The sequence below is a fragment of the Microcoleus sp. Z1_B2 genome (assembly GCF_036700325.1).
GTDB lineage: Bacteria > Cyanobacteriota > Cyanobacteriia > Cyanobacteriales > Microcoleaceae > Microcoleus.
This window is the reverse complement of record NZ_JAUBOQ010000018.1, coordinates 1-25509: the sequence shown is the minus strand read 5'-3', so window position 1 is coordinate 25509 and position 25509 is coordinate 1. Positions and strand designations below refer to the sequence as shown.

Below are 25509 nucleotides of genomic sequence, written 5' to 3'. Positions count from 1 at the left end.
TCCACTTTTATGCTATGACTTCATTTCCCTCCCAAAACCAAAACCAGGTTGTGATTCGCCCGTTTCAGTATCGCGACATCGAGGTGATGGAACAACTGTGCGCGGAAACAGCCGAAGAGCCAGAAAACCGCAAGGGCGCAAGCTGCGACGTGGTACTAGGTAGAAAGTTGCAGCAGATACGTCGCTGGTACGGACTACTAAAGATTTTTAGCTTGTTTCCCAACCCCTGTCAGTCCCTGTTCCGGGCCCACGTTGCCGAAGAAGAGGGGAAAGTTAAGGGCATAATTCAGATTTCTCCTTTCAACCGCACCCGCAGCACTTGGCGGATCGATCGCATAGGAGTAGACCCGGAAGCCCGCAGCAAAGGAATTGGTTCCATGCTGCTGCGGTACTGCTTTGAGGCAGTCTGGGAGGCGCGGACGTGGCTGTTGGAAGTGAATGTCGGCGACAAAACTTCCTTGGCTTTGTATCGGCAAAACGGGTTTCAGCCTTTGGCCCAGATGACTTACTGGACGATCGCCCCAGAACGCCTGCAAGAAATGGCTTCCTCGACGCCAGATTTGCCCAACCTGCTGCCGGTGAGCAACGCCGACGCTCAGTTGCTATACCAACTGGATACCGCGTCTATGCCGCCCCTGGTGCGCCAAGTATTCGATCGGCACATTCAAGATTTCAAAACCAGTTTTTTCGGCGCTTTAGTCGAAGGTGTCAGACAGTGGCTGGCCAAAACCGAGGTAGTCAGCGGTTACGTGTTTGAACCGCAGCGCAAAGCCGCGATCGGCTATTTTCAGGTGCAGCTATCCCGCAACGGCCAGCAACCGCACGTCGCCCAGTTGACTGTACACCCGGCCTACACTTGGCTTTACCCGGAACTGCTGTCTCAGATGGCGCGCCTTGTTCAAGATTTCCCGATTCAAAGCCTGCAACTGGCTTCCGCTGACTATCAGCCGGAACGGGAAGCTTATTTAGAGCAATTTGGAGCTGTGCGCGTGGAACACAGTTTGCTGATGTCTCGATCGGTGTGGCACAAATTGCGCGAGTCCAAGTTGGTCTCTCTCGAAGGACTCCAGCTATCAGAAATGCTGCAAAGCTTCCAGCCAACTCGCAAACCCGTACCGGGCCGGATGTCCTGGCTCGGCCCGATGGCTGGGGAAGCAGCAGCAGGGCCCGCATCCTCCGAGATAAAACCCCTCTTGACTGACTCAGGAAACAGCCAAACGAATCAAGTTAACCCCTTGAACTTCCAAAATTCCGAATCCTCGGCAACAGATAGCAGCAGCATTTTGCCTCTAAAATTGCCCGAATTGCCTCTAGACGAAGGCTCCCAAGACAAAAGTTAATACTTAATAGTTAAAAGCAGAAGGTAAAAGGTAGAAGGCAGAAAAAAAGAGAATTAATCATCAAAGAAATTCCTTTTTTCTGTCATAATTCCAAAACCTCCCTTCTGCTTTTAATCTTTTAATTATTAATATCAACCTAAGATTACCTATCTTATTCTTACTTTCTTCACTTCTTCCTTCGCGTCCTTCGCGTCTTCGCGGTTCGTTAAATAAGATTATTTCCGCAAAAAAATAGTAAATCTAAAATCTAAAATCTAAAATCTAAAATCTAAAATTGAATGTCCAACGATAAATTATGGATTTCAGCACTGGGATTAGATATCGGCCTCAAACGAGTCGGCATCGCCGGATGTGACGGCACCGGTTTAATAGCTACGGGAATTACAACACTGGTACGATCGTCCTTCGATCGAGACGTAGCTTATCTCCGAGAACTCGTGCGAGAGCGGAGAGTGCAAATTTTAGTGGCAGGCTTGCCCTACTCCCTGAGCGGAGAATTGGGTGCTCAAGCCCGACAGGTGCAGAAATATGCCAATCGCATCGCCACAGCCTTAGAGCTCCCCCTAGAGTACGTGGACGAGCGCCTGACTTCGGTTGAGGCAGAGGAATTGATGAAAACACAAGGGATTTCGGTGTCGCAAAATAAGGGTGCGATCGATCGCAAAGCAGCAGCCCTGATTTTGCAGCAGTGGCTAGACGAACGGAGGCAAAATATCTCCGCCCTTCCCAATCCTTGATAGCTGGTAACAAAGGCGTGATATCCTGGTTGTGCAAGTTTGCTACGCACACCTGTAACCCTTGACAAACTGGAGAAAATTCTGCTGTACCCTCGGTACTGAAGAAGCACAAAATCGTGATTTGTCCTCAGTGTCGCTTGCTGACTCGACTGAGATTTAAACGCTGCACTCGGAGCCTGTCGAAAAGGCAGCGAGTCTCGCGGTTTAAGCTGGTGGACTGGCGATCGCCCATTTAGCCAGAATATCGCCACGAAAATTCCCAATTGTCAAGCCAACGTTACTGAATTATTGACGGAAAACTAAGATACACGCGATGTCCTCATCCCCATACCGCAAAAAAGAGAATGGCAATTCCAACGAAGAGTCCGTCACCTTGACGGATGAAGTTGGGCGATCGCTAACTTGCAACATAGAATATTCTATGAACCTAGAAGGTCAAGAATACGCTTTGCTGCTTCCAATTGACTCACCCGTAGAAATTTTTACCTGGCAGGGAGACGAGACGGACGAAGCAGCAATTCCTGTAGAAGACGAGACCGAAATTGACAAAATTTTTGAGACTGCTAAAGTTGTCCTGCAAGAGCAGAACTTGACGCTCCGACGCACAGCGGTGACGCTGACTGTAGTTGGCGAATTGCCGGAATTTCCCGAAGAGGATATGGCATCCGATGTCGATCCTGATGAGGAGTCGGAGTTCGAGGAGCTGATGTGGCTGACCAGTTTCTACCACGAAGAACAGGAATATGCGATTTATACGCCTCTAGACCCGTTCTTTATCTTGGCTAGAATGGATGATGACGGCAAGCCAGAATTGCTCTCGGAAGAGGAGTTCCAAAGGCTGGAACCGATGTTACCTATGCTGGAAGACCAGTTTTTTGACGAGCTTGATTAGATATGAATTGCAGGCAAAAAACCTGATGGCAAAAAGCAGAATTTTTTACTATTTTATAAAACAGTAAACTGCTCGCCCGATCGAACTTTTTCGAGGTGGCAGCTTCTGCCTTCGCGATCGGGCTTTTGAATTGGGCCGCGTGGATTGGGTCTTTTAAAGGGCTTGTATTCGTAACTTTTCGGTCATCAATCGCAGGTCATCAGTCATTAGTCGCTAGTTAACCGCCGCTTATCCAGGACAACGGACTATGAATAAAGAACAAATGACAAAAGGCAGCGCGCGCGAGAGCCGAAAAGGTACTCCGCAAGTCTCTAAATGGTTGTTTTATCTGGCTTTGCTGCCGGTAATCTGGGGAGTTTGCGCTTGGCAAGGCTGGGCTTGGTGGAGCTGGGCTTCGGCGCCTCCTAAAATAGCTGAAACGTCAACTTCCACGGCAGAGGAGGATGCTGTTTCTATCCAAATCCCGGAGGGTACTCCCAGTCAAAAAATCGGCCGGGATTTAGAGGCTGCGGGGTTGATTCGATCGAGCTCGGCATGGAATATGTGGGCCCGCTGGATGACTCTGCAAAACCGCGAGGGAGGTTTTCAAGCAGGAACTTACCAACTGTCGCCGACTCAGCCTCTGAGTGCAGTTGCTGACAAAATTTGGAAGGGCGAAGTCGCACAGCAGAGTTTCACGATTCCCGAAGGGTGGTCGCTGCAACAAATGAGCACTTATTTTGAAGCGCAAGGCTTTTTTCCGGCTAAAGAGTTTATGGCGGTCGCGAGTCAAATTCCTTACGCTCAATACCCTTGGCTGCCGAGCGGATTGCCTCATTTGGAAGGTTTTTTGTACCCGGATACTTATCAGCTAGACGGCGATAGAATTACTCCTCAAGCTGCGATCGCACAAATGCTCACCCGTTTCGAGCAGACAGCTTTGCCGGTATATCAAAAAAATCAGAATAATACAACGCTATCTCTCAAAGAATGGGTGACTTTGGCCAGTATTGTAGAAAAAGAAGCTGTGGTTGCTTCCGAGCGGAACCGCATTTCTGGAGTGTTCAACAACCGTCTGAAAAAGGGTATGGCGTTGGGATCTGACCCGACAGTTGAATACGCTCTCGGTATCAGGCAAACTAAGGAAAAGCCTCTGACTTTTAAGCAAGTAGAAACGCCTTCTCCTTACAATACTTATATAAATCCAGGACTACCCCCAACTCCGATCGCATCTCCGGGAATAGCAAGTTTGGAGGCGACTCTGACTCCAGAAAATACAGAATACCTGTATTTTATGGCGCGGTATGACGGCACTCACATTTTCAGTCGCACTCTGGCCGAACACAATGCTGCTGTGGCTCAAGTTGACCAAAAAGTGCGATCGGGTCAATAGATGGGCAATGACTAATAAAAAAGTAAAAAGTCAAAAGTAACCCAGGAAAAGCAATAATTATTCACTTTTGATTTTTTACTTTTTCAATCTTTAACTCCCAATTTCTTATTTCTCAATCTAAAATCTAAAATCTAAAATCTAAAATCATTATGACTTGGGGTAAATTACTACAGCCTGACTTAGTTCTAGGCGATTCAGTCATGAAGTTAACGGCTGATATTCTGCAGAAATATCAGATAAAAGGATTAGTATTGGATGTGGACGAAACTCTGGTTCCCATTACGGCAATGAATGCTTCTCCTGAACTCAGCTTGTGGGTACAAGAAATTAAACCGGTGGTATCCCTATGGTTGGCGAGCAATAATTTAAGTCAAAATCGGATCGGTCGAATTGCTGAGTCTTTGAATTTACCATACATCACTGGTGCGGCTAAACCGTCCCGCCGCAAGTTGCGAACAGCAGTGACGGCGATGAATTTGCCGGTGGAACAGGTGGCGATGGTGGGCGATCGACTTTTTACTGATGTTTTAGCAGGCAATCGTTTGGGTATGTTCACTATTTTAGTGGAACCAATGGTTGATGCTGGGTATGCGCTTCGCAAGTATCCGGTGCGCTCTTTTGAAGTTTGGGTTTCTCAAGCTTTGGGGGCTTCTCTGAAAATTAAAGATTAGTCATTAGTCATTAATGCGGAGGGGGGGTTTATAAATATCCAGGACGTGAATCATAGAAGTTGGTGAACCCGCCCCTACAGTATTTGTTATAATCAACTAGACATTTCCCGAAAAGCCAGCTTTGAACAGGCAGGATGCCTGTTCCACAATAATAATTATTGGAGATGTCTACTGGAAATGATATTATCACTAATAACTAATAACTACTGACTGCTGACTACTGACTATTGACTACTGACTAATGACTAAAACTATTGTTGTTAAAATTGGAACTTCGACTCTGACTCGATCGACTACAGGAAACTTAGCTCTTTCAACTATTGCTGCATTGGTCGAAATTTTAGCTGATTTGCGGCAGCAAGGCCATCGAGTAGTTTTGGTTTCTTCGGGTGCGGTTGGGGTTGGCTGCGCCCGCTTGGGTTTGACGGAACGCCCGCGAAATATTGCTATGAAACAGGCTGTGGCGGCTGTGGGCCAAGGGCGGCTGATGCGGGTGTACGATGACTTGTTTACTACTCTACAACAGCCGATCGCTCAAGTATTGCTCACCAGGGGTGATTTAGTGCAGCGTAATGGTTATGTTAACGCTTGCAATACTTTTCAACAACTGCTCAGATTGGGCGTGATTCCGATCGTCAATGAAAACGATACAGTAGCGGTAGACGAGCTTAAATTTGGCGATAACGACACGCTTTCGGCGCTAGTAGCGAGTTTGGTAGAAGCAGATTGGTTGTTTGTACTCACAGATGTCGATCGGCTGTATTCCGCCGATCCGCGCAGCAATCCCGACGCGCAGCCGATCGCCCTAGTCCAAAGTATGGCACAGCTCACAGAATTTCAGGTGCAAACAGGAGATTCCCGCAGCGGTTGGGGAACCGGCGGTATGGTGACAAAAATTGAAGCAGCCAGAATAGCAACTGCATCGGGAGTACGGACTGTCATCACTGACGGCTGCTTTCCTGGTAATATCGAGAAAATACTTAACGGAGAGTCGATCGGTACTCAATTCGAGCCTCAACCGCGCCCTGTAAACGCTCGCAAACACTGGATAGCTAACGTGCTAATTCCCGCCGGAAAACTATATTTAGATGCGGGTGCTGTCAAGGCAATTTCCCACGGCGGAAAATCGCTTTTAGCTGCGGGTATTGCTCAAGTAGAAGGAGAATTTCAAGCTGATGATTCCGTGCAGTTGTGCGATGCAGCCGGCAAGCAAATTGCTAGAGGACTTGTGAATTATAGCAGTTTAGAACTGAGACAAATCCAAGGCTGCAAGTCAGAGAAAATTGCTGAGATTTTAGGCTATGCAGGCGTCGAAACGGCGGTACACCGAGATAATTTAGTGATTGTTTAAACTAACAAATATCGAGAAAGTCGATCGGGCAATGAGCAAAGGCAGAAATTGAGGATATTTGCAGCACAGTCTTGCAAGAATTTGTTTGGCTGTGTCTGAACAGCTCGTTCATCGCTTCTGTAAACAGTTCAAATACATTTTGTGCTAATTCTAAAGCTGCTTGGCATTCCGCATTAGTAAGTTTAATCTCTGCTAAAACTTCCAACATCTCTGGCGTGTTTAAAAGGTGATAATTTTCTAAACCCCCATAAGATCCTCCAAAATCAACAGATTCTTTTTTGTTAATTTGCTGTAATTCCATTACCACTGCTAGCGCCGCTTCAAAAAAAACTTGGGCCGTTCCTTCGAGGGCTTCCACTAACACCAGTTTCTGAATAGGAGAGGCTTTCCAAGCGTAGCGTTCGATCACTGAACATAGCGATCGAGTTTTTTTAGTTTCTTCACCCCAAAGCATTCTGAAATCGCCGCAACTCATTAATTGGTTTAAGCCCAGCTCATCTAAGTATTCTAGATAGTCGTGCCAGTAATAGTTTTTTTTATACGTATATTTATTAATTAGTTCCTGAACTTGGCTATTACTAGAAGATTCTCGCAATACATATTTATTTAAATCGCTCAATCCTACAGCCAAAGGAGCGAGTACAGGTGCAAAAATTAGTCGTTGATTCGCGTGAATGTGTTTATTGGCTAGAAAGTCAAACAAGGGCAATTTGGCAAACTCTTGCTTTTTGGGTTCAATGAATGCTACAATGGCTTTCATACTTTTTTCGCCTGAATAGTTGCTGTCAAGATAATTTTCATACCTCTGTTAATTATCTATATTTTTGAGCATAAATAATTGTGTTTCTTATCATACATATTTGTATTTAAGATCGTAGGTAAGAGTGTTTGCAGTCACAGCAAATTGTGACCGAAAGCATACATGATACAAGCCCCCGGATTCATCCGTGGAAAAATAAAAAACCTGTATCCGATAAAGGAGCCCCGAATTTATCCGTGGGGTCGATGGCTTCAATTCTAAAATCTAAAATCTAAAATCTAAAATCGCGCAATCGATTGACTTGTATCATGTTGTGCCAGAAGTTCGAGCATATTGTTCCCTAGACATAAAATGTTCTAGATTTAAATTGGGTATTTCTGGCGTTGCTCAAAGCCACCCCACAAGAGTTTGATTATTTATTGACCGATAATTTAAAGACTGATTAACTTAATATAGGCAAATGAGCATTCTGCTCAAAGTCCTAAAAAATGCTGTTTACAAAATCGGGATGCTCCCTGCAAATCAGTCCTAGACGCATAGGAGTCTCGAAACCAGGTTTCTTTGCAGATTCATCCCTGCTCAACAAAAATTTATCGTAGAAACCCGGTTTCTTTAACCCTTGCTTTTATTAGACCTCTTGCAAAAATAGCTGGGCCGGAGATCCCGTCCGAAAATTTGCTTAAAAGGACTTTTGCAAAAAGTCTATTGCTTCTTCCCTCTTTTCTCTTCCCTCTTCTTATTCCTTCTTCCTTCTTCCTGCGGCAATAAGCCTCCAAATGACAATTTCCAATTCTCAGAATTGCCTTTAGGTGCGTTGTGAGTTACTCTATCTTTTGGATCAGTTAACACAATTATAGGAGTTAATCTTGGAACGGACTTTTTTAGCGATTAAGCCCGACGGCGTACAACGCGGACTCGTCGGCGAAATTATCGGTCGTTTTGAAGCCAAGGGCTTTAAGCTAGTTGGTATGAAGCTAATGACGGCGAGTCGCGAACTAGCGGAACAACATTATGATGTTCACAAAGAAAAACCCTTCTTTGCTGGATTGGTAAACTTTATCACTTCAGGCCCTGTTGTGGCGATGGTGTGGGAAGGCGACGGCGTTGTGGCATCGGCGAGAAAAATCATTGGTGCTACAAATCCTCTGAATGCAGAACCTGCGACAATTCGGGGAGATTTTGCCGTGAATGTCGGCCGTAATCTCATTCACGGTTCTGATGCTGTCGAGACTGCCCGCTCGGAAATTAGCCTTTGGTTCAAGGAAGAAGAATTGAGTGCTTGGACACCTTGTTTAACTCCTTGGATTGTGGAATAGTTTTGATATTCTCCCGATGGTTAATCGGGAGATATAACCTTTCTCAGACAGATGAAATATCCTGTTGCGGACTCACTCATAACTGTAAAATATAGAAGAGTTTGACAGTTTTACTCGTTACCAAGCTATTTCTAGTAACGAGAATAAAAAACGTTAATCGGAACTTAAAAACTCCAAATAATTATTAGTCAATTCTTTGACTGCTAATTCGTAAAACTGTTGACCGTGTTCGGCGGTTGCTAAGCCCGGATTTGAACCCATTCTCCCGTCGGGAAATCGGCGACGGAAGTCAGCGGCACCGTAAATTTTGTGCCCGGAAGCGACTTCTTCCGAAAGCGGAGCTTGCTTGATTGCTTCTGGATAAAGGTACTGGGTTAAGGCGATTTCGCTGGGGGTGGCGTGGGAGCCTTCTTGGTTTCCGTACAATTCTTTTGCTAGTTTGTAGACTGATCCGCACATAAACCAGTTGCCGATTTGACACTGGATTCGATCGGCATTCGGTAAATTTAAGTCAGACAAATGCGCGTAAGTCTCGGAAAATGCTGCTTTCATCGTGGCAATGTTGCCGCCGTGACCGTTGATGAAGAAATATTTCTCAAATCCCGCTTTTGCCAAAGATGTGATGTAATCCCGGATTACCAGTATCAGCGTCTGCGGTCGGAAACTGATTGTGCCGGGAAAGCTGGTGTGGTGCAAGGCCATCCCGACATTAATTGTCGGGCCGATTAAGGCATTGGCAGCTTCGCCGACACCGTGGGCGATCGCCTTGGCAGCAATGGCGTCAGTGCCGATCAAGCCGGTGGGCCCGTGCTGTTCGGTGGAGCCGATCGGGATAATTATGCCTCGCGAGCTTTCGAGATAAGCTTCTACTTCGGGCCAGGTACTCAAATGCAGCAACATGATAGGCAGTCTACAGAATTTTTACTTGCTATCGTCGATCGTAGCCGGCACGGGAAGAATAAGGAATTTGGAGCAACTTATTATTGTATTCTTAAAAAAAGCTCTTAAAGTGCGATCGCTACTTTACTGTTATATTACTTAACGTTAATAATTTAACCAATTGATTACCAAAATTTTACCTTTTAATAACCTTTTAACAGTAGTATAACAAGCATATCCCTCTAGATTGGGTGTTACGTGGTCAATTAACAGCGGGCAATGTTTTATGAAATTAACACCGACCCCGAAAAATGACCAGACTTCTGTGGCCTGGACGCAGGCAGACAGCGCGGTTCCGGCAACTGCTCTACGGCTGTATTCCTTACACGAGCAAGTAGCAAAGGTCGAGCGCGTGTCTGTGGGATGGACTGGCGAAGGATTCTAAGCGATCGAACTTTTTGGCGATCGTACAAGCGATCGCAGCGCGAGAGTGCCTCAGCTACTGAAGAAGGTACCTCGCGCTAGCCACATACAAACATCACTCCCACTTATATTTATGTCTTCTGCTGAATTAAGCGAAAGTCCTTCAAGGTTGGCTGTTGGACAAGCCGGCCGTATCTTGTTATTGGAAGGTGAAGATCTGTTGCGGGAAATGCTAGCTTTAGCCCTTAAAGAACAGGGCTATGAGGTGGTGGTTACTAGCGACGGGCGCAACGCGCTGCCTTCTGTACAGGCTGCTTCGTCATACCACGGTGAATTTGCCTTCAACCTGTTAATTATGGATTCAATTAACGGTTTGGATCTGTGTCGAATGTTACGGCATCAAGGAAATCCCGTCCCTATTTTGATTATCGGTGCTAGAGGAAGTGCCAACAATTGCGCTTTTTACCTAGAAGCCGGATCGGATGATTATCTGACTAAGCCTTTTGGAATGCGGGAGTTTATCGCTCGCTGTCGGGCGCTGATGCGACGCCAGCGCCTCGGTCAGTTGCGACAACCGATGATGCTGCAATATAAGAGCATAACTCTGTATCCTGAAGAGTGCCGCGTGTTGGTTCGTGGTCTGGAAGTGAAATTTTCTCCTAAACAGTTTCGCTTACTAGAACTATTTATGAGTTATCCCCGGCGAGTTTGGTCTCGCGATCAGTTGCTGGAAAAAATTTGGGGTCAAGATTTTATCGGAGACAGCAAAACAGTTGACGTTCACATCCGCTGGCTGCGCGAAAAGTTGGAAATAGATCCGGGCCAACCGGAATATATCATTACAGTACGCGGGTTTGGCTATCGATTTGGTTAAATTATTAAATCAGTTGTAGGGTGGTAAATTGCAGTCGAATAGACAAATAAGGACACAAAAATGTTGTGTCCTTCTTTGTCTATGGAGGGTGGGCTATACAATAGCTTGGAGGTGCAACCAGTAGAGCTATTGTAGCGACTGTTGCCGTTTTCTTTTACTCGCTCGCGATCGGTATAAACTCACATATTGCAGCATTTTCAAGAACAGGCAAGATGCCTGTTCCACAAATAGTGAATTTTCTTTCTTGTGGAACAGGCATCTTGCCTGTTGCTGATGCAAAATGCCTGTTCCACAAATAGTGAATTTTCTTTCTTGTGGAACAGGCATCTTGCCTGTTCATAAAAAGCTTATTGAGAATGCTGCAACATCTCAGCATAAATCAAAACTCCCCTGTCCACTCCCAACAATCAAGTTTAGAGCAATCTCCTGGAACCGCAACAGCCGCCACCATATCTGAACTGGGAATTAATTCAATTAAAGACCATCTCGATGCTTCTTCGGGGTTGTCTTCAACATTTAACAGCGCGGCAGGTTCTCCTGGTGCGAGGCTGACATCAAACTGATTCAGGGGAATAGAAAGTCCTTTGCCGACTGCTTTGATATAGGCTTCTTTGCGAGTCCAGCAGGTGAAAAAAGCGCGGGGTTGGAGATGTTCGGGGAGCGAACGCAACACAGAATATTCTAAGGGTGAAAAAAACTTTTCTGCAATTTCCAGGCAAGTAAAGTTGGAATTTATGCCTTCAATATCGACACCAATATCTCGGTTTTTGGTAATCGCAATTAAAGCCATGTTCCCTGAGTGAGACAAATTGAAACGGAGGGTATTTCCACCTTGGGCGGCGATGAGAGAGGGTTTGCCGTAGGGATTGTAGTCAAAGCGCAAAATGTGAGAATTTATGTTAAGATAGCGGCTCAGAATCGCTCTGAGTGCGCCACGACTCACAATAAATTGCGATCGACCTTTGGGAAACACAAAACGATCGGCTTTTGTCCGCTCGTCGGTAGAGAGAGTCTGTTGTAAACTCTGCAAGCAAGATTCTGTTTGAGTCAGAGACACGCGCCAAACATGAATTTCGCCCAGATCCAATATCAGGTTTTGCGGTGGGGACTTCCACGAATCAAAAGCAGCAATCATGTATTTATCTTTTTTTCTGAGTCACCTCATTCAGCATTCCCAGAAACAGGCAAGATGCCTGTTCTACTTTTGTTCTACTTTGAGAAACAGGCAAGATGCCTGTTCTACTTTGAGAAACAGGCAAGATGCCTGTTCTACTTTGAGAAACAGGCAAGATGCCTGTTCTACAATAGATAAATTTCAATCCCAAGAATCAATTAATCCAGGTTTGTACAACTTTTCCTGCTAATTGCTGTCCCAACCAAGGCGTATTTGCCGATCGCGACTTCAGACTTTGCCCGTCAACAGTCCAACTCATTTCCGGGTCGAACAAAATCAACTCAGCAGAGACTCCCGGTGCAACCGTGAGGGGGGTTTGTCCGAGACAAACGGCAGGGCCTGCGCTCAAAACTCGCCACAGTTCCAAAGCTGAAAATTCGCCCGTTTCTACGAGTCCGTGCCACAGCAAAGGCAAAGCTAATTCCAAGCCGATCGCCCCGGGCGGACTATCAGCAAAAGCCACAGTTTTCTCCTCATAAGTATGCGGGTTGTGGTCGATCGCGATCGCATCAATTACACCATCTTTCACAGCTTGAATCAGCGCTAATTGGTCGCTGAGATTGCCCAACGGCGGTTCTAGGTGTAAATTCGGATCGTAGGCCAACGAAGCAGTCAGAGCATTTTTCCCGCCGGAATCTTGAGAGTTTCCTGAAAGTGCCCCGACATTCAACAGCAAGTGCATCCAAGTCACACTCGCAGTCACCGGCAAACCTCGCGCCTTCGCATCTCGAATCAATTCCACGCTGCGCGCCGTAGAAACGCGCATAATGTGAACCGGAGTGCCCGCAGATGCCACCAACTCCAGGATTGCCGCCAAAGCCGAAGTTTCCGCACTCGCCGGAATTCCCGGTAAACCCAAGCGCACCGACACCGCACCCTCCCGCGCCGCGCCTTTTCCTGCCAAAGTTCGATCGCACGGCCACAAAGCCACCGACTTGCCCAAAGGCTGGATATACTCAAGCAAACGCCTCACCAGAGCCGGATTAGACAGCGGCAAACCGTCCGCAAAACCCACCACTGCACAGGAGGCCAGCTCGCCCAACTCTGCCATCTGCTGACCTTTAACGCCCGCTGTCAGCGCTCCCCAAAAATACAAGCGGGGCAGCCCGATCGGCAAATTGCGGATATGTTGCTGCAACAAAGCTAAACCGGCTAAATTGTCAACAGGCGGCGACGTATCCGGCAAAATCGCCAGTCGCGTAAAACCCCCAGCCGCCGCAGCCTGCATCAAAGATTCCAGGGTTTCCCGATCCTCAAAACCCGGTTCTCCGCTGTGGCTGTAGATATCTGTTAATCCCGGCCCCAAAATCAGTCCCTGGCAATCCCGCACTTCTGTGTCAGCGGGAAACTCAGCAATTTTGTCCTCAACTGCTTTGATATCACCTTCAGCAATCAGAATATCAGCGATGCGATCGCTCCCTGAAACTGGATCTAGCACTCGTACATTTTGTAGCAGTTCGCGGCTCATATAACAGAAGGAAGTTCGGCAACGGATTATGTAACGGATGTAACGGATGTAACGGATGTAAAGGATAGAAAGAAGAAGGAAGAAGGAAGAAGCAATCCAGCGCATTAGTTTCAGGAATTAAGAACTTCCTAAGCGTCGGGCGCGGTTGTTATCAAAATTCAAACTTTTTTCAGGCGCGAACCCGTAGCGGTGGGCGTTCCTTCCGCTACGGGTTCGGGCCCAGCACTTTACTAATTACAGTGCTCCGGCTGCTGTTTGGTCAAAAACGCCGCCGCTCAAATGAGTTGTCACATTCATCGCCTGCAATACCGGCAAACCATCGGGGCCGTGGGGATAATCTATCACGCTAACGGCTCCGTTTCCTTGTTTGAACTTCCAGAAATGTTCGGGTTCCAAACCGAATAGGTGGCAGAGAATTGCTTTGTTAATGGCATCGTGAGCAACGACAATTCCAGTACCTGAAACAGAATGTACAATTTCTTGCCAAGATGCGATCGCCCGCGTCCAAACTTGCTGCAAATTCTCTCCTTCGGGCATTTGGACTGTTTCTGGAGATGTTTTCCATTCCTCTAGCAAACCCGGATAGGATTCTTCTATTTCTGATTCAAACTTTCCTTCCCAAAGTCCGTGGCTGATTTCTCTCAACTCATCCCGGAGTTCGAGTTGCAAACCGCCGTGATATTGGAGAATAATTTCCGCAGTCTCTTTCGGGCGCAGCATGGAACTGCTGATAGCAAAATCTAATTTTACGTCCTTGAGAAATTCTGCTGCCCGCCTGGATTGTTCGCGGCCGTTATCGTTGAGAGGTACGTCTATTTGCCCCTGAAATTTACCTGCTTTATTCCAGTCTGTTTCGCCGTGACGCACCAGCAACAAGCGGGGGCCTTGGTGTCCGTCCCTCGGTTTGGGAAAAATTTCCCCGGTATGGGAAGTTAAATTCACTGACTCTAATTGAACTGCAACTTTCTTTTTTGGCTCTCCAAGTGCGTCGTTGGTAACAGGGTAAGTTCCAAAATTAATGACGCTAATTCCGCAATTTGACTGTTGAATTGATTGATAGTAATCAGGGGTAATTTCCGACGCGGTGGCGATGAGAGCGCGGTTGATTCCGTTGTGACCTACTACTAGAATTGTGCCGTCTTGGTGGCGCGATAAAAGTTCTTGCCAAAAATGACGGGCGTTAGCAAAAATTGCCAATACGGGAAAGTGTTCGATTTCTCCGTCAGCAGATGGCAGTTTCATGGAAAATTTGTCGGGCTGTTTTTGCCACTGCTGATATGCTTCGGGGAATTTGTCGATCGCATCTTGGCGCAACATTCCTTCCCACAGAGGCAAATCGATTTCCATCAAATTATCAGTTGGCTGGAGTTGTGGCGGATTTGTCAAGCGCGACAGGATGATTTCCGCTGTTTCTTTGGCTCGTTGCAGGGGACTGGTATAGGCGGCATCAAAGGCGATACTGCTGAGTGTGTCGCCTACTTGCAGGGCGGCGCTGCGGCCTGCTTCTGTCAAAATTGATTTATCGAGGCGGCCTTGGATGCGGCGTTCTTGATTGTAGGTGCTTTTGCCGTGACGGACTAAGATAATGCGAGTCATTCGATTTTAGATTTTAGATTTTAGATTTTAGATTTAGCCTGTTACCGCGCTTCGGGTGTGCGGTGCACGCCTTACCCAGTCTTCGGGTGCGAGACGAGTCAAAAAGATGAGCCAGTGAAATTTTACCAGTTGTCGGGATACTCTCGTCTGCAACGACCTATGATTAAAGACGGAAAAGATTTAGCCACGGATTCGCGCGGGACGGAAAAGCAGGAATGACACTGAAGCGGGTTATTTTAGGTATTTTAACGGCGATCGCGATCGCCCTGGTCGGTTTATCTTTACTTGCTAGTTGGAATCAGCCGCAAATTCAAAGCCGGCTGGAACTCTACCAGACAAATTTGCTGCTGCACGCCTCGGAGTGGCAAGGAGAAAATAATCAGAGTGCTAATTTAAGTTCGGCGCGCAACAATATTGTCGGTGCAGATCCTTTAAATACGGCTTTGACGCAATATCAAGAAGCGCGAGACTCGACTCGCAAAACTCTCGAAACATCTCAAGCACAAGTTAAAGAAATTCAGTCGGCAATTGCCTCTAAGTCTGAGGATAATACTCTGAATTTGGCTCAAAATAAGGCGGCGTCCGAGTCGATCAAGCAACAGTCAGTGCTGCTAAACGAACTTGACTTGCGATTGGGAATTTTGCAGGCAAGCAGTGGTAAAACTGAGGCGGCGATCCAAACTTGGAAAAATTTAGTTGAGCGGTACAACACTCAAATTGATTACGATCCTGCGGCGGTAACTGCTAAAGTTTTAACTGGAATTTGGAGCAATCCGGCTCAACTTCTGCCGGATGCCGAGCAGAACATTCAAAAGTCTTTGGATGGCTGGTTTCGCTATCGCGCTCTCGCTCAACTTTACAAGCTGCAAGAACGTTCTAAAGAGCTGGTGGCGCTGCAAGCAGCAGAGCAAGTAACAGCCCAGCAAGCTGTAGAAAAGTTGGCAATTATTGTCGGCGTTCCGGCTATTTCGCTTTGTATTGGTACGGTTTTGCTGGTTGGTTTGAGCCTGCAGTGGCTGTTGCAGCGGCAGCAGTTAGATACAGCAGGTTCCGGCCCGGTGTTGGCGCGAAATGCAAGCTTGACTTGGGATGTGCCTTGGGATGGCGAGATTGTTTGGCAGGTGCTGGTGGTCGGCTTTTTCTTTGTCGGGCAAATCTTGATTCCCTATTTGCTGCTGCCTGTTTCTCTGGCTGTTTTAAAACTGAATCCTGCTACTTTTGACCCGCGCGAGAAGGCTTTTTATATCTTTGCTACTTATTTGTTGCTGTCGGCGGGGGGGCTTTCGGTACTGTATTTTTCGGTGAAGTCTTTTTTGCCTTTGCCTGATGGTTGGTTTCGGATTAATTTGCGGGGAAATTGGTTTTTGTGGGGTTTTGGCGGCTATTTTGCGGCTTTGCCTTTGGTGGTTTTGGTGTCGCTGATCAATCAGCAGTTATGGCAGGGACAAGGTGGCAGTAATCCGATTTTGCCGATCGTTCTCGAAGGTAGGGATAACGTGGCTTTGGCGGTGTTTTTCGGCACTGCTGCGATCGCGGCTCCGGTTTTTGAGGAAATTGTGTTTCGGGGCTTTCTACTACCTTCTCTGACTCGCTATTTGCCTGTTTGGGGGGCGATCGCAGCTTCTGCTTTCTTGTTTGCTGTGGCTCACTTGAGTGTGTCTGAGATTCTGCCTTTGGCGACTTTGGGTGCGGTTTTGGGGTTTGTGTACACGCGATCGCGAAATCTCCTTGCTCCTATGCTTCTCCACAGTCTTTGGAATAGCGGTACTCTCTTGAGTCTGTTTCTTTTGGGCGGCGGCGCGAGTTAATTGGGGCGGTTGTTAATAATTGTGAATTAACCGAGTTTTTTTGACAGTTTTCGTGCGGGCGATCGACTCTTGCCAAAAACAGCAGTAGGCTGTTCGCTGCGCCCCTGATATCTAGGCCGGTACAATAACCGGAACTCCCATAGGGGCGGGTTCACATTAATCTGTAATATTAGCCACAGATCCAGATAGACCCGCCCCGCTTCCTTACTTTAGCGGAAAAACAGGGTTTAAGATGGAAGTAATATCTTGTCGGCTGTTGATTGAGAGACTCACGCGGGCGATCGCACCCAGCGGAAGTTGACAATCCGGCTAATTTATAGCTAAATTTTAATTTAGGATGAGGCTTAAACCCATGAGCAATTTGAACAGCCGCAACTTAGAGGGAACGCCGAGTTGGATGCGTTTCGCACCCTACGCAGCCTTGGGTCTGTTAATATTTTCTTTCAATTCAGGCAGCGAACTCAATTATTTCTTGAGAGGCTACTTGGTCATTATACAAGCTCAAGCCGGTATTGTTCTGCTGTATTTTGCGATGTCTAAGTTTCGCAAAAACCCAAATAAATGAGTAAAAATTAGTAACATTACTTAGCTCGATCGTTCAAGGTCGTGCATTCAAAGTCGATGGCGGAAGTTAAAATAAAAAACTGGGGAAAGTAAAAATGGTAAAAGATAAAACCGTAGCAGTTCTGTTAGCTTTCTTTGTAGGAGGTTTCGGAATTCACAAATTTTATTTGGGCAATAACTTAGCAGGGGTATTATACTTGCTATTTTCTGGGACATTAATTCCGTTCGTGATCGCATTTTTCGATTTTCTGGGACTGCTGCTGATGTCGGAACAAGCTTTTCAGGTTCAGTACAATGGCGGCACGTTGCCGTCGGGCTATGTCCTCAGAGCGGCAAAAGATGTAACCGGGGCGATCGGCGAATTGAAAAAACTTTACGATATGGGCGCAATTACCGCCGAAGAATATGAGGAAAAACGCCAAAAACTGTTGCGAGAATTGTAATTAAGAAGGAAGTTCGGCAACGGATTATGTAACGGATGTAACGGATGTAACGGATGTAACGGATGCAACGGATGCAACGGATGTCAGTCCGATGGAAGAAGGTAGAAGAAAGCCCACTATTAAAAAAGTGGGAGTGAAATAAGTAAGTGTGAGATCACAACTATTATTTAAGGATAAAATTAAAGTGTCTCAAGATTTATACTGGCTACGTCAAACTCCAAATTGGGTGTGGTATTCTTTTATTCCCTACTTCGGCGGATTGGCGATCGCCTATGCCGGCCAAAAATCAAATATTCGTAGTTGGATGGGATGGGGTGTTGGCATTACTTTAGCAGCACTCGCGGTATCTTCTTCAACTAATTTGGGTACGATCGTGTGGATTGCTCAAATTGTTACTGCTTTTAGTTTGAAAAAGCGCTATCTCATCAAAACCGCACCCAGAGGTTTACTGGTTCCGGCGAGTGCGACGAATGCCGAAGAATTGGCAAACGTGCGCGGCAAAATAGATATTAATGAGTGTACCAAAGACGATATGGTCAGAATCTTGGGTTTGCCGATCGTCTACGCCAACGATATTGAATCTCTGCAAAACGAAGGCTACATTTTTACCTACGCCGAAGAGTTATCAGAAATAGCAGGAGTTCCCGAAAGTCACGTCAGACGCATCGCCCCGATGATTTGCTTCAGCTACAATTATCAAAAAGAATCGCAGTTTACTTGGAAACGGTTAAATATTCTTTCGCCGGAAGAGTTAATCGCCAGCGGTTTAGATCGATATGTTGCGGAAAAAATAGTTAGAGAAAGGCAGAGAAAAGGCGCTTACAAATCAGTTGTCGAAGTCAAGCGGCGGACGGGACTGCCTTTTGATTCATACCGCCATATTTGTTGATTTACAGTTGTTAAGTAAGTCCAAAGCAAAAAAAACAAACAATAATATGCGATCGAACCTTGTAGGGCCGGGTTAGACCAACAATAATTGCCTAAAACTAATCATCTCGTAAACCCGCCCCGGCCCAACTAAAAAGTATTATGACGACAAAATTAGAAGTAGAACGACAAAAATTGTATGATACAGATTACCTGAGATGGATTGAAACTACTGTGGAAAAGTTGCGGGATCGCGACTATTCAAACATCGACTGGGAAAATCTGATTGCAGAAATAGAAGACATGGGGCGAAGTGAACGCCGGAGTTTAGAGAGTAATCTGGTGGTAATTCTCCTGCACTTGCTTAAGTGGCAATTTCAACCGGATCAAAGAAGCGGTAGTTGGAAAGGCAGCATTGCCGAACATCGCAGACGCATTCGCAAAGCTATCAAAGATTCCCCCAGTCTCAAACCATATCTTGAAGAGGTATTGACTGAATGCTATGCGGATGCAGCAGAACAAGCAATTGCTGAAACTGGATTGCCTGTAGAAACGTTTCCGCAATTATGTATCTACACTTGGGTCGAGGTTCTAGATTCTGAATTTTTGCCAGATTTTCTGGCAGATGAGATGATTCAAGGGTAGTATGGCAAAAAACTCGATCGCCTCCTGGTAATTGACATTCAATGCACCGGCTGGCAAAAATCTCCCCAAGCAGGCGGGCCCAGCAAAATTATTAAAAAAAGTATTTATCCTCTTGACATTTACACAGAATAATGATATTAAAATAAGTTGATGAAACCCGTACTTTTCCCTAGCATTAACTCCAAGACGGGGTAAGTTTTCAAGACGATGCCTTAAATATCAGTGGTATCCTATCAGAATTATTATTGAAACGCAGAACGACACAATAGTAGCAGTACCGCTAACATCACACTTATGTCTGACTCTCCTCCCTCCCCAATCTCCCCAGAATCTGCACCGGAAAGTGCTGCTACCGAAAACCGCAGTTCCAAAACTCGGCAACTGTTGGGCATGAAAGGGGCCGCTAGCGGGGAAACTTCCATCTGGAAGATTCGCTTGCAATTGATGAAACCGATTACCTGGATTCCCCTGATTTGGGGCGTGGTGTGCGGGGCGGCCTCTTCTGGAAACTATGTTTGGAATCTAGAGAATTTCTCGATCGCAGCAGCTTGTATGTTGATGTCAGGGCCGTTGCTGACCGGGTACACTCAAACTTTGAACGATTTTTACGATCGCGAAATCGACGCCATTAACGAGCCCTACCGTCCGATTCCCTCCGGTATCATCTCGATTCCCCAAGTAGTAACGCAAATTTTGGTATTATTAGGCGCTGGCATTGGGGTGGCTTATGCTCTAGACTTGTGGGCGGGTCATGAATTCCCGATAATGACTGTTTTGACTCTCGGCGGCGCGTTTCTAGCTTATATCTACTCTGCGCCCCCGCTGAAACTCAAGCAGAATGGCTGGTTGGGAAATTATGCCCTGGGTGCTAGCTACATTGCCCTGCCTTGGTGGGCGGGTCAAGCTTTGTTTGGTACACTAGATCCGACCATTATGATCTTGACCCTGTTTTACAGTTTGGCTGGGCTGGGAATTGCGATCGTCAATGATTTCAAAAGTGTTGAGGGCGATCGGCAATTAGGGTTAAAATCTTTACCAGTGATGTTTGGCATCAGCACCGCAGCTTGGATTTGCGTTTTGATGATCGACATCTTTCAAGCTGGGATTGCAGGCTATCTGATCAGCATCCACCAAAACCTTTACGCTGTCATTCTGCTGCTGCTGATAATTCCCCAAATTACTTTTCAGGATATGTACTTTTTGCGTAATCCCCTGGAAAATGATGTTAAATATCAGGCAAGTGCTCAGCCTTTCCTGGTTTTGGGTATGCTGGTAGCAGCCTTGGCACTAGGTCATGCGAATTAAGCAGAGTTTTGAGTTTTGAGTTAAAAAATTTTGAATTAAAAAAATCTAATTCACTTCTCAAAAAAATACCAAGTTCTGCAGCGTTAAGAAAAGTTTTGAATTTTGAGTTTTGAATTAAAAACTTTTTAATTCAAAAAAACTAATTCAAGGCAGCGTGTTATTCAAGAAAAAATGTCGAATTAAAAATTAAGAATTGAAGAAGGCTAGCTTTTTTAATTTTTAATTTTTAATCGGACTTGATGAGGTTTGAAGGTCTGATCGTGGCAGAATTTTTCTCAAATATCAAAGATACATTGAGCAAAGTCACTAACGCAATAAGCGGTAATTCCGATCGAGAACCGCCGAAGGCAGCGAAGGGCAATAAGCTCAACTCGCCGGAATCCGAGGCGGAATTTTCTACACGGACAAGGGATGAGCGCTCCGAGTATGTGGTATCAGAAGATGCTGCATCTCTAGAAGAGTCAGAATATTTAGACTCAGAATATTTAGACTCAGAATATTTAGAGTCAGAATATTTAGAGCCAGAATACGCTCGATATCCAATAGTCAAACGCAATTGGCAAGGGTTGAAGCGCTTAATTGCTTGGTTGGAAATTGAACCTCAAGTTACCAGCTTGCAAACCAAGGGAAAAGAATTGTTGGGGCCGGGATTAAGTTTGCTGGGAACTAAATCACCCCAAAAATCCGATAGTAGCGAATTGCCGGAAAATAGCGAATCGCAGAACACCCAACTGCAGAGACATACGGAACTACAGGAAATTAGCACACCGCAGGAAAATAGCGCACCGCAGGAAAAAACTAAAAAACGGATCTCCCGCCGCCCTAGATTTTGGATAAGTTTAGGTGTGGTAAGTATAGGCGGGGGCGCTTTAATCTACGGTTTATGGATTTTGTACACCTTAGACAAAGGTTTGCCAGATGTTAACGATTTGTCAGCGTTTAACCGCGACGGAACGCTGACAATTAAGGCAGCAGATAATACGATTTTGTTGCAGTCGGGGCCTGCAACTAGAGATAAACTGAAACTTAAAGAAATTCCCGAACTCTTGGTTCAAGCTTTTATTGCCATAGAAGACCGCCGTTTTTATCAACATCGCGGGGTGGATTATCAAGGTATTGTGCGATCGATTGTTTCTAATTTGATCGCGCGAGATTTAGTGCAGGGCGGCAGTACAATTACGCAACAATTGGCTCGCGTTGTTTTTCTCAATCAGGAAAGAAGTATTAGGCGGAAAGTTCGAGAAGCTCTTTTAGCTCAAAAAATAGAGCGGGAGTTGAGTAAAGAGCAAGTTTTAGAAAGATATTTAAATCTGGTTTATTTGGGTTCAGATGCCTACGGAGTGGCAGATGCAGCGTTGGTTTTCTTTAGCAAAACAGTCGATAAATTAACTTTGGCAGAGATGGCAACTTTAGCGGGTTTGCCCCCGGCACCGAGCGAATATTCGCCTTTGGTTAATCCCGATATTGCTAAGCAACGCCGCAATCTTGTGCTGCAACAAATGCAGGAAGCGAAGGTAATTACAGAGGCTGAGGCGAAGGCGGCGATGGCGGAACCTATCGCCGTTAAACCAAGTCCGCCGAAGCGATTTAAAGTGGTCGCGCCTTATTTTGCTAGTTACATTCGGAAGGAATTGCCACGCTATGTTTCTCAGGATGCTTTGGAAGCTGGCGGTTTGACTGTTGAGACGACGGTGGATTTGAAGTGGCAGAAAATAGCGGAAAAGGTGGTTAAAGATGCGATCGAAGTTGATGGCCGCCGTCAGGGTTTTGAACAGGCCGCTTTAGTTTCTATGGACACTAAGACTGGGGAAGTTAAGGCCCTGGTAGGAGGTGGAAATTTTAAGGAAAGTGAATTTAATCGCGCTACGCAGGCTTTGCGGCAGCCCGGATCGACGTTTAAAGGGTTGGTTTATGCCGCGGCGATGGCGGCTGGTTTTTCTCCCTATGACGGTTACGAAGACGAACCAATTATTATCGACGGCTATCAACCGAATAATTATGGCAAAAAATTTAGCGGTTGGCGATCGATCTCTGATGCTTTGACGCGTTCGGTGAATGTCGTAGCTGTGAAGGTGTTGATGGATGTGGGGTTTGAACCGGCGATCAAAGTAGCCAACGATATGGGAATTAAGTCGAAATTGAGTCCGATTTATTCCCTGGCTTTGGGATCTTCAGAGGTGAATTTGCTGGAGTTAACCAATGCTTACGGTACTTTAGCAGCGCAAGGGAATTTTATTGAAGCCCACGGAATTAAGCGGGTGATTAATCAGCGGGGAGATGTGATTTATCAGGCTAATTTTAAACCGAAGCGGGTTTTGGATAAGGATAGTGCTGCGATTACTACTTGGATGTTGGAGGGTGTTGTGCAAGACGGTACGGGGGGGCCTGCGGCTTTAAACGATCGCGCTGTAGCAGGCAAAACTGGTACTTCGGAAAATGTCCGGGATTTGTGGTTTATTGGTTACATTCCACAGGTTGTGACTGGAGTTTGGCTAGGAAATGATGATAATTATCCCACCTGGGGAACTAGCGGTACGGCGGCCTACAATTGGCGCGATTTTATGAGTCAAATTGTTAAGGGAATGCCGGTAGAGAAGTTTCCTAAGTTGCCGGAGTTGGAGGGCCGCAAAGGCAGTATTAAGGCTAAACCGGTGGAGCCTAAGAGGATTATTCGGGGAATGATTGTGAATGAGGATGGTGCGATCGTACCTTACAATCCCAATCCTCAACCCCGGTATCGCCAGTGGGAAGAGCCTGCTTATCAAGAGCCTGCTTATCAAGAGCCGGGATATTAAGCGGGTTTTACCAACAATTGCCACCCGTAGGGGCGGGTTTCACGAACAATAATCGCCTAAAACCAATAATCTCATAAACCCGCCCTCACCCAACGGCAAATTTCAATATACCTCTCCCATAATTATTGTGGAACAGGCATCCTGCCTGTTCAAAACTGGCTTTTCTGGAGATGTCTAATATCATGTCCGCTCGATTGACCATAATATCCCGGCCGGGCGGGTTTTTGAGATTGTCCATTATTGGCAGATATTATTGGTGAACCCGCCCCTACCTAATTTCGGGCGAAGCGAAGCGGAGGGAATCGACCGGACATGATATAATGTACAAAAAAATCTAATCTCGTTTGATCCGCACCATAAAAAAGCCGTCCATGTGATGTCTGTGCGGCCAAACTTTCACCCATCCTTCGGGTGATGGCTGTACTGGTAAATCAATTGTTGGCGGTTCGATTTGCCAGTGAGGATTGCTGTCTAAGAACGATCGAATAACTGTTTCATTTTCCAAGGGATGAATTGTGCAAGTTGCATACACTAATACGCCGCCGGACTTGACAAATGTCGCTGCATTTGCTAGCAATTCCGATTGCAGTTGAGATTGTTGTTGAATGTTTTCGGGCGTGTGGCGCCAGCGGGCGTCGGCGCGGCGGTGGAGGGTTCCGAGGCCGGAACAAGGTGCGTCTAGTAAAACTCTGTCTGCGAGGTTAACAAACTCTGGGAAATGGCGGCTGTCTCCGGTATGAATTTTAATGGATTTCATCTGGAGTCTGTCTGCATTTTCTTTAAGTTTTTTGAGTCTGCTGGCGGTTTTGTCGCAGGCATAAATAGTGCCTTCATCCTGCATTAATTCGGCGCTGTGGGTGGTTTTTCCCCCCGGCGCGGCGCAGGCGTCGATGATAGTTTCCCCTGGCTGGGGCGCTAGTAAATGGCTGACTAATTGAGCGCTGCTGTCTTGGATTGTCCACCAACCTTCGCTGTATCCGGGGAGGTTTTGAATTGCGCCGATGCTGCCATTTAGTCTTAATGCTTGTGGCAAGTTGGGGATTCTGCTAACCCTAATGTTGTGGGATTTGAAGGCCGCTTCGATTTGGGCGATCGAGCTTTTTAAGGGATTGATTCTCAGGTCAATTGTGGGGGATTGGTTGAACCATTCACAGAGTTGTTCGGTTTCGGTTTCGCCTATTTGTTCGATCCACAATTCTATTAGCCATTCGGGGAAGCTGTGCAAAATTCCTAGGCGTTCAACGGGTGATTTATAATTGGTAACTGTTAATGGGTTTAAGTCGTTATCTGTTAAACGGATGTATTGGCGCAACAAACCGTTGACAAAACTGCTGAGTCCTGAAAATCCGTTTTCTTTTGCTAGTTGAACGGTGGTGTTGACGGCGGCGGAGGGGGGAATCTGGTTGAGATATTCGAGTTGATATAACCCTAAATGTAAGATTGTGCGGAGTTCGGGCGGTTGTTGGGAGGATTTCTTTGTCGCTAGTTTGTCGATGATGAAGTCGATCGATCGCATTCTCCTGACGCTACCGTAAACTAATTCTGTGACTAAACGCCGATCGAGGTCGTTGAGTTGAGAATTGCTGAAAGCGCGATCGAGTGCGGCATCTGCGAATGCACCGCGGCGGTGGACTTCGCGGAGTGCGAGAAAAGCTATTTGGCGGGGATTTTGCATGGTTAAGATATGGAGACCTAGAAACCGGGTTTTTTACGATAATACTTCGTTACAGCCCGCAGATTCGGTGAAAAACCCGGTTTCTGACCACCCGTGCGTCCAGGACTCTAAAAGTTTCAAATTTCCTCTGGATTTATCCCCATTTCTCGGAGTTTTTCTGAAAGGCGATCGGCTTTTTGCTGTACTAACTCTTTCTCCTCTCGTTCTTGTTCCATTTGTCTTGATAACTCCACATAAGACAAAAACTTGAGTCCATCGGGACGATAAATTTCTAAATCTCCCGATGCAGTTTCAAAACGTGTCTGCAAACGCGGACTTACCCAACCCTCCATTGATTCAATATAGTTGAGTTCTCCGTCACTTCGCACCCAACCCATTAACTCATTATCCTTTAAATCGTAGAAATAACATTCTTCAACCCCATAATTATCGTAAAACTTAAAAAGCTTAAATATTGTTCCCATGCGGTTGCCAGGGGGTAAGGATTCAGGTCAAAAAAACTTCAGTGTCAAAAGCTGGTAAAATAAACGAATGAAAAAGCCCGCAGCCACCAG

General features: G+C 46.2%; 22 protein-coding genes. 15 read left to right on the top strand and 7 right to left on the bottom strand.

The window, feature by feature from the left end; all coding sequences use genetic code 11:
* The first annotated feature begins 14 nt into the window (after positions 1-14).
* The 6 genes from QT984_RS12760 to proB all read left to right on the top strand — a co-directional run bounded on the left by QT984_RS12760 (position 15) and on the right by proB (position 6363).
* Complete coding sequence (locus QT984_RS12760) at positions 15-1340, top strand: GNAT family N-acetyltransferase (protein WP_333051554.1); 1326 nt, start codon at positions 15-17, stop codon at positions 1338-1340.
* A gap of 278 nt (positions 1341-1618) precedes the next feature.
* On the top strand, positions 1619-2077 hold the full coding sequence (gene ruvX / locus QT984_RS12755; protein WP_333051557.1) for a Holliday junction resolvase RuvX: 459 nt from the start codon (positions 1619-1621) through the stop codon (positions 2075-2077).
* A gap of 313 nt (positions 2078-2390) precedes the next feature.
* The gene (locus QT984_RS12750) at positions 2391-2969 is read left to right on the top strand and encodes a DUF3727 domain-containing protein (RefSeq protein WP_333051560.1); all 579 of its coding nucleotides are present in this window, start codon (positions 2391-2393) and stop codon (positions 2967-2969) included.
* 247 nt (positions 2970-3216) lie between these two features.
* Entirely contained in the window at positions 3217-4341 is a 1125-nt protein-coding gene (mltG, locus tag QT984_RS12745) for an endolytic transglycosylase MltG (protein WP_333051563.1), read from the top strand.
* 149 nt (positions 4342-4490) lie between these two features.
* Positions 4491-5012, top strand: coding sequence for a YqeG family HAD IIIA-type phosphatase (locus QT984_RS12740; RefSeq protein ID WP_333051566.1), 522 nt, complete (start codon positions 4491-4493; stop codon positions 5010-5012).
* A 241-nt stretch (positions 5013-5253) separates the two neighbouring features.
* Complete coding sequence (gene proB / locus QT984_RS12735; RefSeq protein WP_333051567.1) at positions 5254-6363, top strand: glutamate 5-kinase; 1110 nt, start codon at positions 5254-5256, stop codon at positions 6361-6363.
* Between the two features lies 1 nt (position 6364).
* Here the strand turns inward: proB and QT984_RS12730 are convergent, their stop codons facing one another.
* On the bottom strand, positions 6365-7123 hold the full coding sequence (locus QT984_RS12730; protein WP_333051569.1) for a hypothetical protein: 759 nt from the start codon (positions 7121-7123) through the stop codon (positions 6365-6367).
* Between the two features lie 866 nt (positions 7124-7989).
* On the opposite strand from QT984_RS12730, the gene ndk reads away from it, so the two are divergent.
* Complete coding sequence (gene ndk / locus QT984_RS12725) at positions 7990-8439, top strand: nucleoside-diphosphate kinase (protein ID WP_333051572.1); 450 nt, start codon at positions 7990-7992, stop codon at positions 8437-8439.
* A gap of 153 nt (positions 8440-8592) precedes the next feature.
* Here the strand turns inward: ndk and QT984_RS12720 are convergent, their stop codons facing one another.
* Entirely contained in the window at positions 8593-9339 is a 747-nt protein-coding gene (locus QT984_RS12720) for a creatininase family protein (RefSeq protein WP_333051575.1), read from the bottom strand.
* Between the two features lie 535 nt (positions 9340-9874).
* On the opposite strand from QT984_RS12720, the gene QT984_RS12715 reads away from it, so the two are divergent.
* Positions 9875-10615, top strand: coding sequence for a response regulator transcription factor (locus QT984_RS12715; RefSeq protein ID WP_333051578.1), 741 nt, complete (start codon positions 9875-9877; stop codon positions 10613-10615).
* A 379-nt stretch (positions 10616-10994) separates the two neighbouring features.
* On the opposite strand, the gene QT984_RS12710 is transcribed toward QT984_RS12715, so the two are convergent.
* The 3 genes from QT984_RS12710 to QT984_RS12700 all read right to left on the bottom strand — a co-directional run bounded on the left by QT984_RS12710 (position 10995) and on the right by QT984_RS12700 (position 14853).
* Positions 10995-11750, bottom strand: coding sequence for a 4'-phosphopantetheinyl transferase superfamily protein (locus QT984_RS12710; protein WP_333374125.1), 756 nt, complete (start codon positions 11748-11750; stop codon positions 10995-10997).
* 193 nt (positions 11751-11943) lie between these two features.
* Positions 11944-13257, bottom strand: coding sequence for a dihydroorotase (locus tag QT984_RS12705; RefSeq protein ID WP_333374123.1), 1314 nt, complete (start codon positions 13255-13257; stop codon positions 11944-11946).
* Positions 13258-13491: 234 nt separating this feature from the next.
* Complete coding sequence (locus QT984_RS12700) at positions 13492-14853, bottom strand: histidine phosphatase family protein (protein ID WP_333374121.1); 1362 nt, start codon at positions 14851-14853, stop codon at positions 13492-13494.
* 215 nt (positions 14854-15068) lie between these two features.
* On the opposite strand from QT984_RS12700, the gene QT984_RS12695 reads away from it, so the two are divergent.
* The 7 genes from QT984_RS12695 (at position 15069) to QT984_RS12665 (ending at position 23280) form a co-directional block, all read left to right on the top strand.
* Entirely contained in the window at positions 15069-16661 is a 1593-nt protein-coding gene (locus QT984_RS12695) for a CPBP family glutamic-type intramembrane protease (RefSeq protein ID WP_333051590.1), read from the top strand.
* Between the two features lie 352 nt (positions 16662-17013).
* Positions 17014-17226: a hypothetical protein gene (locus QT984_RS12690; RefSeq protein WP_333051592.1), complete on the top strand. Its 213-nt coding sequence runs from the start codon at positions 17014-17016 to the stop codon at positions 17224-17226.
* 94 nt (positions 17227-17320) lie between these two features.
* Positions 17321-17668: an NINE protein gene (locus tag QT984_RS12685; RefSeq protein ID WP_333035309.1), complete on the top strand. Its 348-nt coding sequence runs from the start codon at positions 17321-17323 to the stop codon at positions 17666-17668.
* A gap of 184 nt (positions 17669-17852) precedes the next feature.
* Complete coding sequence (locus QT984_RS12680) at positions 17853-18557, top strand: helix-hairpin-helix domain-containing protein (protein WP_333209923.1); 705 nt, start codon at positions 17853-17855, stop codon at positions 18555-18557.
* A gap of 140 nt (positions 18558-18697) precedes the next feature.
* Positions 18698-19180: a DUF29 domain-containing protein gene (locus QT984_RS12675; protein ID WP_333051598.1), complete on the top strand. Its 483-nt coding sequence runs from the start codon at positions 18698-18700 to the stop codon at positions 19178-19180.
* Positions 19181-19474: 294 nt separating this feature from the next.
* A complete protein-coding gene (gene chlG, locus QT984_RS12670; protein ID WP_333051601.1) occupies positions 19475-20485 on the top strand; it encodes a chlorophyll synthase ChlG in 1011 nt (336 codons plus the stop codon).
* 239 nt (positions 20486-20724) lie between these two features.
* The gene (locus QT984_RS12665; RefSeq protein ID WP_333051603.1) at positions 20725-23280 is read left to right on the top strand and encodes a penicillin-binding protein 1A; all 2556 of its coding nucleotides are present in this window, start codon (positions 20725-20727) and stop codon (positions 23278-23280) included.
* 334 nt (positions 23281-23614) lie between these two features.
* Here the strand turns inward: QT984_RS12665 and QT984_RS12660 are convergent, their stop codons facing one another.
* Together QT984_RS12660 and QT984_RS12655 are read right to left on the bottom strand one after the other, a co-directional pair.
* Positions 23615-24955 (bottom strand): 16S rRNA (cytosine(967)-C(5))-methyltransferase, encoded by a 1341-nt coding sequence (locus QT984_RS12660; protein ID WP_333051606.1) that lies wholly within the window; start codon positions 24953-24955, stop codon positions 23615-23617.
* Between the two features lie 116 nt (positions 24956-25071).
* Positions 25072-25419, bottom strand: coding sequence for a hypothetical protein (locus QT984_RS12655; RefSeq protein WP_333374118.1), 348 nt, complete (start codon positions 25417-25419; stop codon positions 25072-25074).
* Positions 25420-25509: the final 90 nt, after the last annotated feature.